Source organism: Haloactinomyces albus, assembly GCF_031458135.1.
In the GTDB taxonomy this organism is placed as follows: domain Bacteria; phylum Actinomycetota; class Actinomycetes; order Mycobacteriales; family Pseudonocardiaceae; genus Haloactinomyces; species Haloactinomyces albus.
The window spans coordinates 1,497,811-1,509,653 of the sequence record NZ_JAVDXW010000001.1 but is presented as its reverse complement, the minus strand read 5'-3'; the positions used below and the strand labels follow the sequence as shown (position 1 = coordinate 1,509,653).

General features: G+C 67.1%; 9 protein-coding genes. 1 reads left to right on the top strand and 8 read right to left on the bottom strand.

The genetic code is table 11. From position 1 onward, the window contains the following. Positions 1-114 precede the first annotated feature (114 nt). Positions 115-2,064, bottom strand: coding sequence for a YhgE/Pip family protein (locus JOF55_RS07050; RefSeq protein ID WP_310271376.1), 1,950 nt, complete (start codon positions 2,062-2,064; stop codon positions 115-117). Positions 2,065-2,083: 19 nt separating this feature from the next. After that, positions 2,084-4,807 (bottom strand): MMPL family transporter, encoded by a 2,724-nt coding sequence (locus JOF55_RS07045; protein WP_310271373.1) that lies wholly within the window; start codon positions 4,805-4,807, stop codon positions 2,084-2,086. Positions 4,808-4,985: 178 nt separating this feature from the next. Here JOF55_RS07045 and JOF55_RS07040 point away from each other — a divergent pair, with 178 nt between their 5' ends. Continuing rightward, the gene (locus JOF55_RS07040) at positions 4,986-5,708 is read left to right on the top strand and encodes a TetR/AcrR family transcriptional regulator (protein WP_310271371.1); all 723 of its coding nucleotides are present in this window, start codon (positions 4,986-4,988) and stop codon (positions 5,706-5,708) included. A gap of 47 nt (positions 5,709-5,755) precedes the next feature. Here JOF55_RS07040 and JOF55_RS07035 read toward each other — a convergent pair whose 3' ends face one another. The 6 genes from JOF55_RS07035 to JOF55_RS07010 all read right to left on the bottom strand — a co-directional run bounded on the left by JOF55_RS07035 (position 5,756) and on the right by JOF55_RS07010 (position 11,571). Then, positions 5,756-5,968: a DUF6104 family protein gene (locus tag JOF55_RS07035; RefSeq protein ID WP_310271368.1), complete on the bottom strand. Its 213-nt coding sequence runs from the start codon at positions 5,966-5,968 to the stop codon at positions 5,756-5,758. A gap of 145 nt (positions 5,969-6,113) precedes the next feature. After that, the gene (locus tag JOF55_RS07030) at positions 6,114-7,235 is read right to left on the bottom strand and encodes an iron-containing alcohol dehydrogenase (protein ID WP_310271365.1); all 1,122 of its coding nucleotides are present in this window, start codon (positions 7,233-7,235) and stop codon (positions 6,114-6,116) included. Next, positions 7,232-8,365, bottom strand: a complete 1,134-nt coding sequence (pgk, locus tag JOF55_RS07025) for a phosphoglycerate kinase (protein WP_310271362.1) — start codon at positions 8,363-8,365, stop codon at positions 7,232-7,234. Before pgk ends, JOF55_RS07030 begins: the two co-directional genes overlap by 4 nt. Before the next feature lie 91 nt (positions 8,366-8,456). Next, entirely contained in the window at positions 8,457-9,554 is a 1,098-nt protein-coding gene (argC, locus tag JOF55_RS07020; RefSeq protein WP_310271359.1) for an N-acetyl-gamma-glutamyl-phosphate reductase, read from the bottom strand. Beyond that, positions 9,551-10,606, bottom strand: coding sequence for a zinc-dependent alcohol dehydrogenase (locus JOF55_RS07015; protein WP_310271356.1), 1,056 nt, complete (start codon positions 10,604-10,606; stop codon positions 9,551-9,553). The genes argC and JOF55_RS07015 overlap by 4 nt, the downstream gene beginning before the upstream one ends. A gap of 14 nt (positions 10,607-10,620) precedes the next feature. Further along, positions 10,621-11,571 carry a hydroxyacid dehydrogenase gene (locus tag JOF55_RS07010; RefSeq protein ID WP_310271353.1) on the bottom strand — a complete coding sequence of 317 codons (951 nt, stop codon included), beginning with the start codon at positions 11,569-11,571 and terminating at the stop codon, positions 10,621-10,623. Between the last annotated feature and the right edge of the window lie 272 nt (positions 11,572-11,843).

Genomic DNA, 11,843 nt, shown 5'->3' with positions numbered 1-11,843 from the left:
ACTGCGCGGTGCACTGCGCGGTGAGGAACGAGAAACCCGCGAAAGCCGATGGTGCGAACCCGGGGTCCGGGGGCCGATCCGGGCAAAGCTCGAACCAGCCCTCCGGAAGTCGGTTCAGGTGGTCCCGAGTCGGTGCCCGCGCACGCCGTAGGTGGCCAGCAGTTGTGCCGGGCGGACCGTGCGGTGCCGTTCGACGACCAGGCAGCTGACGGCCGGCCCGATCAGTGCCCAGACGACCAGGAGCGCGATCGCGCCGCCCGAGGGAGCGGTGCCGGTGGTCACCACGGCGCGCAGCGCGTTCAGCGCGGGGCCGGTGGGCAGCGCCACCGCGAGCTGCTCCAGCACGGCAGGCACCGCTGAAACGAACCCGTTGGCAACAACGATCAGCGCGCCCAGCATCGACACGAAGCGTCCCGCACCACCCAGCGCGGCTGCCAGCGCGTGGTTGACGGCGGTGCAGGCGACGGCGACCAGCGCGGCGATGCCTGCGGTAGCCACCCAGTCACCGAGCGAGAGCTCCCGGAACCAGCCGAGCATCGCGGCCACCAACACGCCCTGCGCGATAGCGATGCCGACGGGCAACGCGAAGTTCCGCAGCGTCAGCACGAGAGATGAGCGGGTCGACTCCAGCGTCCGCGCAGGTACGGGCCGCAGCACCAGGAACGTTGCCAGTGCGCCCACCCACAGGGCGAGCACCGCGTACATCGGCAGGCCGGTGCCTCCGACCTCCACCTTCGTCCCGTTCGAGGTCGTGACCGGCTCGGCCACGGTGTCGGCGAGGGTCTGCCGCTGCTCCTCCGGGTAGGTGGGCAGCTCCTCCGTGGCCTGCTTCAGCCCGGAGGACAGCTCTTCGGTGCCGTTGCTGAGCTCTTCGGCGCCGTCGGAGAGCTCACCGATTCCGGAGGCCAACTGCTCGGCGCCGCCGGAGAGCTCGGTGGCGCCGTCGTGGGACCGGGAGATTCCGCTGTGCAGCTGCTCGGCGCCGTCGGAGAGCTTGCCGACTCCCTTGGCGAGCGCGGGCAGGCCGCCGCCGGAGTCCGGAGCACGCCCGGCCATCTTCGCCAACCCACCTGCGATGCCGGTGCTGGCCTTCTCGACTTGGCCCGCACCCTTGTCGAGCTTCTGTGCGATCGCCGCCTGCACCGCGATCTTGTTGCACAGCGGAACGATCCCGGGCGGGCACTGCTTCCGCAGGTCCTGGAGGTTGCCTGCCAGGGTGCTCAGGCCCTTCGAGAGTTGCTGCACACCTTTCGACTCCCGGGCGGCGGCGTCGGCGAGCGCGGTCGCCTGCTGTGGCAGCTGCGCGGTTTGCTCGCGCAGCTGGTCCAGACCGCCGGCCAGCTGTGCCGCGCCGTTCTCCAGCTCGCCCAGTCCCCCGGCGAGTTCCCGCGAGCCTTGGGCGAGCTGCTCGGCGCCGCCGGAGAGTTCACCGATCCCGGAGGCCAGCTGCTCGGCACCGCCTGCGAGCGAGGACGCTCCCGCGGAGGCATCGCCGAGCTGGTCACCGAGCGAGTTGAACCCGACGAGGACGTTGTCCAGGTAGGTCGTGGTGAGCTGCTGCCCCAGCAGGTCTGCGGCCGTGCTGGTCACGTACCGGTTGATCGCCTCGTCGGCGAACCGGCTGTGCTCGCCGGTGGTGACGTCGATCCGGGCCTGCCGCGCCTGCGCGGGGTCGCGGGAGAACGAGGTTGCCGCCGCCGAGAAGTTCCTCGGAATCGTCACCACCGCGACGTATTTGCCACTGCGCAGGCCCTCCTCGGCCGTCTTCTCCGTGGCGAACTCCCACGAGTAGTTGCTTGTGATCTCGTCGCCGACGAGTTTCCCGGCCAGCTGCCTGCCCAGCGGGACGGACCGACCGTCCACCTTCACCGGTTCGTCGTGGTTGACCACAGCGGCCTCGACATCGGTGAGCCGTTCCTCCGCGCTGCCCAGCGACCAGCTCAGCAGGCCCGCGATCGTCAGGGGCACGAGCAACAGTCCGAGTACCGGCAGGAGGCGCCGACGGACCGGGAAACGCCGATCGCCGTCGGCGCGAGGTCGTGTCCTGTTCGTCAGTGAGTTCACGGGGTGTACCTCCGCTTCGTTAGCGCGTCGCACCGGACAGGTCCGGTACGTCGTCGCGGATGTCGGAGAGGGTGATGGGGCGGTCCGGGGGGAGCAGTTCGCGCACCTCCGAAGAACCGGTGGTTCCGGCGATCATGGTGAGCGTGCTTGCGGAACCGGCCAACAGCCGCCGAACCGACTCCCGTTCGGACGAGGACGAAATCCGGTCGGTCCGGTCGAGAACCAGCAGCTCGGGGGATTCGTCGATGGCTCGGCGCACTGCGGCGGCACCGTCGGAGCCCACGTCGACGTAGGCGACCCGGGAGCGCACCGAGGAGGCCCGGGTGGGCAGTGCGAAACCGAGGACCTTCAACTTGCCGTCGTCGTGTTTGAGTCGACCGGCCAGTGTCAGCAGCAGCGCGGTGACCGAGGATTCCTCCGCGTCACGCACGACGTGCGCTGTGCCCGCCGCCACGGTGAAACCGACGCCGGTGTACATCCGCTGCCCGGAAGCCGGGTCGACCAGCGACAGTTCCGCGCAGGCCACCGCGTCCGCCGAGTCGGGCCGGGGCCATTCGGCGAGTTCCAGCTCCTCGCGCAGGTTCTCACCCTCGACGTCGAACGACGGCAGGATCCGATCCAGGCGCTGCGGTATCCGCCACGCCCACTCGCCCAGCAGGGCCAGCACTGCGGGCACCAGCGTCATCCGTACGACGAACGCATCGACGAAGACGCCGACAGCCAGGCCGAGGGCGATGGGCTTGAGGTTCGCGTCGCCTTCCGGCACGAAGGCCGCGAACACCGCGAACATGATCACCGCAGCGGCGGTGACCACCTTCGCCGAGGACACGAACCCGGTGTGGATGCTGCTGCGCGCGTCCCCGGTGCGCACGTACTCCTCCCGGATCCGGGAGACCAGGAAGACTTCGTAGTCCATCGCCAGCCCGAACAGCACTCCCATCAGCACGATGGGCATGAAGCTGATCACCGGTCCGGTGCCTGCGACGTTGAGGAGCTCGGCGAAGTAGCCGTCCTGGAACACCAGAGCGATGACGCCCAGCGAGGCTCCGATGCTGAGCAGGTAGCCCAGCGCCGCCTTGACCGGCACCGCGATCGATCGGAACACCATTGCCAGCAGCACCAGCGACAGGCCGACTACCACGATGCCGAACGGCAGCAGCGCCTTGCCCAACTTGTCGGACACGTCGATGCCCACGGCGGTGAACCCGGTGACCGAGATGTCGACGCCGTAGGTCTGCTGGAAGTGCTCGTCCAGCGCGCGGATCCGCTCGACCAGTTCCTTGGTCTGCTCCGAGTCGGGAGCGCCTTCCGGAATGACCTGGATGATGCCGGTGGTGGCGTCGGGATCCGGGGTGGCCATCGGCACCTCGGCGACCCCGTCGAGCCGCTCGATCTCGCTTTTCAGGTCGTCCATCAGCTGCAGCGGATCGGTGCTGGTGACGATGTTGCCGGTCACCAGCAGAGGACCGTTGTAACCCGGGCCCAGGTGTTCGGAGATGAGGTCGTAGGTGATTCGCGCCGGATCGTCCTTCGGCAGTGCGCCCGCGTCCGGCAGGGCCAGGCGGAGGCCGGTGGCGGGGGCGGTGACCAGGCCGAGCGCGGCCACCACGGCGAGCACGGTCACCAGTGGGAACCGGGTTGCCGCACGGACCCAGCCCGCGAAGAACCGCTCGCCCGCGGGAGTGCTTCGCGTGGCCTTCCGTCGACGGCGGAGCCGGGTGCGGGGGTGCAACCGTTGCCCGGCGAAGCCCAGCAGCGCCGGGATGAGCGTGAGCGAGACCAGCACGGCGATCCCCACGGCGAGGGTCGCCGCCAGACCCATGGTGGTGAGGAACGGGATTCCGGCCACCCCGAGTCCGACCAGCGCGATCATGACGGTGATCCCGGCGAAGATCACCGCCGAGCCCGCCGTGGCCACCGAGCGCGCCGCGGCCTCGCGCGGTGGGACGCCGTTGGTCAGTTCCTGCTGGTGGCGGGAGAGGATGAACAACGCGTAGTCGATGCCCACGGCCAGCCCCAGCATCAGCGCCAGCAGCGGTGTCGTGGCCATGACCTGAGTGAACGCGGTGGCCAGGAAGATCAAAGCGACCGAGACGCCGACACCGATCAGCGCGTTCACCAGCGGCATTCCGGCGGCCAGGAACGAGCCGAGAGTGATCGTCAGCACGATGACGGCGAAGACCAGCCCCAGCGCTTCCACGATGCTCGCGCCCGGAATCTCCTGGCTGAACAGCGGGCCACCGTGGGAGGCCCGGGCATCGGCGGGCAGCCGCTGGTCGAGCGACCGGGTGATCTCGGCGAGCCGTTCCTTGGTGCTCTGGTCGATGGCGGAGGCTTGACCGTGGAGCTGGACGGAGATCAGGGCCGCGTCACCGTCGTCACTGATCGTGCCGCCGAACTGCTCGCCGTAGGGGGAGACGGCCGAGGCGACCGCCTCCATCGTGGACAGATCGTCGATGGCTTGCCGAACGGGTTCCTCGATGGCCGGTTCGTGCACGCTGCCCTCGCCGGGGGAGACCACGATGATCTGCGCGGACGCCCCGCTGGTTGCCGGGAAGGTGATCGCCAGCCTGTCCAGTGCCTCCTGGGATTCGGTGCCCGGAATGGTCACGGTGTTGTTCAGGCCGTTGTTGAGAGCCAGTGCCAAACCGCCGGTGGCGACGAGAACGAGCATCCAGATGATGAGGACGGTTTTCCGAGCGGTGTAGGCCGCTCGACCGAGTGAGTAGAGGAACGAGGACACGCCACACTCCTGTCGCCGGAACGGGGGGAGGTGGATACAACATCGTATCCGATACGGAAACGTATCGGATACAGCTGTGCATCGTGATACAGGGGTGTATCCGCTTAGGATGGCGGGGCGGTGAGGACGGTTCGCCGGTGTTGGCGCGAATCGCCCCGCCCGGCGGAAGGGAAAGGTCATGGTGCAGGCGACCGGGAGAGACCCCGCAGCCCAGGGCGCTGCGAGGTATGCCGCGAGTCGGGGCGGCGGCCGCGAAACCGCGCGTCGTGCCAGGACACGCGAGCGGCTCATGGACGCGGCATACCGGGTCTTTTCCGAGCAGGGCATCAACGGGGCCGCCATCGAGGCGATCACCGACGAGGCCGGATTCACCCGAGGCGCCTTCTACTCCAACTTCGCGAGCAAGACCGAGCTGTTCTTCGCCCTGACCGAGCGGGAGAACCGCACCCGGCTGGAGACGCTGCGGCAGCGGTTCGACAGCGTCATCGAACCGCTCGGACGTGCCCGGGACAAGCCCAGCCGGGAGTTCTTCGAGGAGATGGTCGCCGACCTGCTCAGCACGCAGCCGGACACCCGACAGTGGTGCCTCATGCTCGGCGAGTTCCGGTTACTGGCCATGCGCGACCCCGAGGTCGCGCCGCGATTCCTCGAAAGCGCGCGCACCTTCCGGCAGCAACTTGCCGAGTTGACCGAGGCCACGGCCCGGTCGGTCGGCCTGCGCTTCGTCATCGATCCGGTGCACCTGACCCGGCTGCTGATCGACCAGTACGAGTCCGCGATGGAGGAGGCGATCCTGTCCGGTGCCGCCGATCCGGAGAGCGCCACCCGCGAAACGATCATGCACACGCTGCCGACGCTGCTGCACAGCCTGACCGACGTGGTCGACAGCAGCGAAGCATGAGCTCCCGTGAACTCCGCCCGCTGCGCGGGCGGGTGCGTACCGGACGTTCAGAGCTCCTCGCCCGGATTGATGTTCTCCTCGGTATCGGGATCGTCGGAGTCGTCCCGGGCGAGGAAGGTCGCCAGCCGCTCGACGGCGTTCTCGAACTCGGGGTTGAGGTCGACGAAGGCGCGCATCCGGTCGGCGACCCAGGTCAGCGTCACCTCCTCATCGCCGCGCCGTTCCTCGAGCTCCTCCAGGCCACGGTCGGTGAAGTACACTGCTTCCTCCGCTACGTCCTCGTCCTGCTCACCCGCAGCTTACGCACCGGAGTGCGCGGAGCGCGGCCGGTACCGAGGTGGTGAACCCGTTTACTCCAGAAGAGTGCGAGCGTTCGTTACGCCGAATGCCCGTGCAAGGCACCGCTCAGTAAGACTCGGCGTAGAGAGTCCGGATGTACTCCGTGCCGATCTCGGGGGCGGGGTCGTTGCCGAGGTTGCCGGTAACGCTCTGGGTGAACCGCTCGAGGTCGTCCTTCGTCACGCCCCAGTCGCGAAGTCGGCAGCGGAGTCCCGCCGAGGTGAGCAGCCGGTCCACCGCCCCATGGAGCGTGGATCCGCCCAGCAGACCGGCGATCGCCGAGAACTCGTCCGGCACCAGCGGGGCGGTGTGTCGCAGCCAGCTCGGGTACAGGACCGCCAGTCCCCGGCCGTGCGATATGTCCAATCCGGGTACCGATCCCATCGCCTGCTGAAGTCGATGAGGTAAGCAGGTGCTGACCGTGGCCACGTTCACGCCACCGAGTACCGCTGCCCGACACAGGGCCTCTCGGGCGGCGGAAGAATCCTCCCCGCGCAGCACGGCCGGCAGGTGAGTGGCGATCAGCTCGATGGACTGGTGGGCACGTGCCCTGCTGGAGACGTCGGAACGGGCCGTGACGCAACCCTCCACAGCATGAGCGAAGGAGTCGAAAACCGTTTCCACCATCACCTCTCGTGGCACGGAGGCGATCAGGTCGGGGTCCACGATCGCGACGCGCGGGAAAACCGCGTCACCCCGGAGGCCGGAGCGGAAATTGCGCACGGTGTCCGTGATGATCGCCCCTTTGGTGACCTCCGAACCGCTGCCCGCCGTTGTCGGTATCGCGATCAGCGGGAGTGCGGGAGTGTCGGCTTCGAGGGTCACACCGATGAGATCCCGGACGGACTCTCCGGTTGCCACGCTGACGCCGACGCCTTTGGCCGCGTCCAGGGCGCTTCCCCCGCCGAGGCCCACGACGAGGTCGCATCCGTTCCGCCGAGCCTGCTCGGCCGCCGCCTCCACCTCGTCCGAGCGCGGATTGGCGGACACCCGGTCGAAGACCGTGGAGCGGACTCCGGAGGATTCCAGGGAGGCCAGGACACGGTCCAGGTAGCCGTGCGCCTTCGCCGTGGTCCTGCCGGTGACGACCAATGCGCAGGTTCCCTGCGCACGGGCGTGGTCGCCAATCCGATCGAGCTCGCCCCGTCCGAAATCCACGTGCGTCGGGACGTCCAGTTCCAACTTCATGTGTTCACCTCACCGGGAACGTCGTGGGGAAGGTTCGAAACGGCGAGGCGTGTGTTGTTCCGCAGCGCGTCGAGCACAGCGCATGTCCCGGTGGCGAGGAGTTCGAGCGCTGACCCGCCGCCGGTCGCCACCGGCCCGGACCAGGGAAGTTCGGCCACCGTGTCGCCTCCGAGCAGCAGCGTGGTGCCGGCTACCGGTTCCAGGGAGGCCAGGATTGCGTCAGAGGCCTCGCGGTGTCCGTCGAGGTAGCGGGTCGGAGTGCCGGCCAGGACCGTCCGTCCGGTCTTGCCCAGTAATTCGGCGGCCCATGGTTCGAGTGCGAAGTCCACGATCGCGTGGCCATCCGGGACTCCGTCCTCGATGGCGACGGGATGTGCTGCTCGGGGTGTGGTCCCGTCGTCGGGGGCGGCCCAAACCGTCCGGGGAACGTGCAGCCGAGCATTTCCGGATGCGAGGACCTCTCGGGCGGCATCGAGGCAAGCAGCCGGTTTGGTTCCCAGGTCGGAATCGGCGACGTCATGGCCGAGCGCGCGCAGCACCGTGTTGAGCACCACACCTGCCGGGATGACCAGGTCACAGGTCTCCGCGAAGTGAACCAGGCCGATCAGCGTCTTCTCTGGTTTGCGCCCCCCGAGGATCGCCGCCGAGCAGGTGTCCGGGCGTTCTCCGGCCCAGGAGGACAGGAACCGCGCCTCCGTCACCAGGCTGCCGGCCGCGAAGCCGGGAAGGTGTTCCAAGAGGCCGGTATTGGAGGCGTGAGCTCGGTGGGCCTTGGAGAAGCCGCCCACGGCGACTTGGTCCCCCAACTGTGCGAACCGATACGCCAGAGCGGCATCGCCCTGCTCCTCGCCGGCATGGTGCCGGGTGTTGCCGAACACCACGATGTCTCCGGGATGCATGTTCCTGGAGACCCGCACCGCTTCGTCGGAGGCGTTCTCCGGAAAGTAGCGCACCGGCCTGTTCAGCCGTCGGGCCAGGTGTTCTGTGACATGTTCGAGCGAGGTGGCGCTGCCGTCGCGATGACTACCCTGATGCGAGAGTACGGCAACCCGTGCTCCCGACTCCACGAGCCGTTCCAGATCCGCCAATTCGCTGTCGATCCGTGCTGTGCTGATCAGTTCCGGGTCCACATTGAACCCTGCTGAGTAAATCCAGCGCTGTCCGGATGTGATGGTCTGTCGGCTCAGTTGGAGTATCCCCGTCAGGGGGGAGCCAGCGGTCTCACAACCCATAACTGCGCAGCCCCGCGGTCTCGTCCAGGCCGAACATCACATTCATGTTCTGGATCGCGGAACCGGCAGCGCCTTTGACCAGGTTGTCGGTAACGGAGACGACCTTGGCGATGCCGCGCTTGTCGTCATAGTCCAGACCGATGTGGCAGAAGTTGGAGCCGACCACTCCCGCCAAGCTCGGGTACCTGCCGTAATCCTTGTCGGTCAGACCGCCCAGCCGGGGCTGGTCGTTGATCCGTACGAAGTACTCCCCGCCGGATCCGGTCCCGTACCGCTCGACGTAGCGGGACAGCAGCAGTTCGCGAGTGAGCTCCTCGCGCAACTCCGCACGGATACGGACACTGGACTGGATGTAGATGCCGCGGGCGAAGTTTCCGTGCGCGGTACTCAGGTCCACCGTGACAGCGCCACCTGCGAGAGCGGAGAGCCGGTCCTCCAGCTCGGGGGCATGTCGATGCCCCTGGAGACTGTACGGGAGCATCGAACCGAAGACCTCGGCGTGCAGTGTCTCGGTGCGTGGTTTGTTGCCGGCTCCGGTGGTGCCGTTGACGGCCGCGATGTGCAGTGGCGAGTCAAGAGCTGCGAACCCGCCGGTCAGCAACGGTTCGAGACCGAGCAGTGCGGTGATGACGTAACAACCCGGATTCGCGGCCAGTCGTGCCTGTGGCAATCGGTCCCGGTTGATTTCGGTGACTCCGTACACGGCTTCGGACAGCAAGTCGGGTGCGCTGTGTTCCGCTCCGTAAGCGGTTCGGTACGCATTCGGATCGGCGAATCGGAAGTCTGCGCTGAGGTCGATCACGCGGACACCGGCTTCCAGCAACTTCGGTACCCGGCGCATGGCCTCTCCCGAAGGTGTGCACAAGAAGACCACATCCAGCGTGTCCGCTCGGGCGGTAACGTCCTCCGCGTCGGCGAACTCCAGACCGGACCCAAGCAGGTTCGGGTGGAGCCGTTCGAACGATTCGTCACCACGAGCGGTGGGAACGATCTCCGTCACCTCGGGATGGTTGAGTAGCAGCCGGCACATCTCGCCACCGGCATAACCCGTGCCGCCGACAACGGCAGCCTGTATACCTTTGCTCATTTCTTCCGTTCTTCCGCGAACTCGTCCGGATCGGTGGACACGTGGAGCATGATCTTGCCGGTCGGGACCTCGGCCTGGTCCATCAGTCGCAATGCCGTCTCCGCTTCGGTGAGCCGGTAGTGATGGGTGACCAGGGGGAGCGGATCGACCGCTCCGGCTGCGAGCCAGCTGATTACCTCGGTGAAGTCTCGGCCGGTGGACAGTGCCGAGCCGTGCACGGTCACTTCGCTGCTGACCAGGGTGTTCAACTCAACCGGGTGCCGACCATCGAAGTAGCTGACCACGATGATCTCGCCCCCGGCACGTACTGCGTGGAGAGCTTGGTCGGTTACCCCGTGGTATCCGGCTGCGATCACGACGACGTCCGCAGGCCCGTCCAGGGCTTTCCACGCTCTGTCCACGGGGTTGCCGAGCAGAGCGTCGACGTAGGCGTCGGCTCCCAGCTTTCGAGCGGGCTCACCTTTCTCGGTGCCGACATCGACACACGCCACATAGCTGTGCCGGAGCTGTTTCGCAGCGATGAGACAACTCAGGCCAATGGTGCCGGAACCGAGTACGAGTACCTTGCTCACGTCTTCGGCCATGAGGCGCATCGCATGCAGACCGATGGAGAGCGGCTCGACCAGTGCCCCTGCCACGGGGTGTAGTTCGGGCGGCAGCTGATGAGTCATATTGGGACGCAGGACGATCCGCTCGGCGAACGAACCCGTCCATTCCAGATGACCGAGGTTCAGCTTCCGGCCGCACAAGTGGCCGGCATCCCGGAGACACTCGGGGCAGGTACCGCAGTGCGAGAAAGCAGCCGAGCACACCTGGTCCCCGATGACGAAGCCGGTCACCTCGTCGCCGACGGCCTCGACGACTCCGGAGAACTCGTGGCCCAGCACGGCGGGAGCGGTTTTGTAGGGATGGGTACCCCGGTAGGCCGCGAGGTCGGATCCGCATATGCCGGTGGAGGAAACTTTGACCAGCAGTTCATTGGTGCCGGGCTCGGGAGCTGCTGTCTCGCGGTACTCGATGGAGCGGAGCTCGGTGAGCACGGCCGCATTCATGGAATCCGCCACGGTCAGCACACGCTGTTCGTCGCCGACCCGCCTGCCAGGACGGTACGCAGCTCCTGCACCAGGAGACGGCCGACTCTTTCCTGCGTGTCGGTGGTGGTGGCGCCGATATGCGGGGTCAGTACCACGTTGTCCAGTTCGGACAGACCGGAAATGCCGCTCTCGTGCTCGTGGACGTCGAGTGCGGCTCCCGCGATGGTGCCTTCTCGGAGCGCATGGAACAGAGCCTGCTCGTCCACCACTCCGCCGCGGGAGATGTTGATCAGATATGAGTCGTTGCGCATGAGGGCGAGTTCGGGGGCGCCGATGAGGCCCTCGGTTTCCTCGGTGAGAGGTACCGCGAGGCAAACCATATCCGACGCCTCGAGCAGGCGGGGAAGCTCGACCCTCTCGATGTGACGCCCGCGCAGCCTCTCGTCACGTTCCTCGGACGGCCGTGCAACGGCGGCAAGTACGCGCATGCCGAAGGCCGCGCCGAGTTCGGCCGTTCGGGAGCCGATCGGGCCCAAGCCCACCATGCCCAGAATGCGGTCCTGCAGTCCCGGCCCGGCCAGGTTGGGCTTGTCCCACAGTCCACAGCGGACCTGGCGGTCGGCGAAGGCAATGTTGCGAGTCACGGCGAGCATGAGTCCGATGGCAAGTTCGGCCACCGCAGGTGCCGAGGCACCCGGGATGTTGAAGACCTGCACGCCGGCTTCACGGCATGCAGCCAGATCGATGTTGTCGGTTCCGGAGCCGGCCCGTGCCACGACCCTCAGGCGTTGCCCTGCCCGGATGACATCGGCGGTAATCCGCACTCCGCTGCGCACCACCAAGGCCTCGGCTTCTGCGGCCAGGGCCAGGAGTTCGTCGTGGCCGGGATGCGTCCGCACTGTGACCTCGTGGTATTGACGCAGGTCAGCGAGGGCATTTGAGGACACGGGATCCAGCACGACGATGTGTGGCCGGTATGTCATGCACGACATGCTGCACCGAGCGAAGGCACCTTGACAAGCACATGACAACTTTTGGTGCATTAGTTGACAGAGTTGACAGCCTCTGATTGGCTTCCCCGGAACATGCCGATCGACGCAGCAGAATTGTGGGAAAAGAGCCGGGGAAGCGTTATCGACGAAGTCGCGTGCTCGCCCGGTATCGCCCATGCATTTCTTTAGAAAGGCCGGAGATGCTCAAGTGCAGCTATCCCTCGTTCCGCTCCGTGCTCGAGGCAAATGAAGTGGTCCGCGTG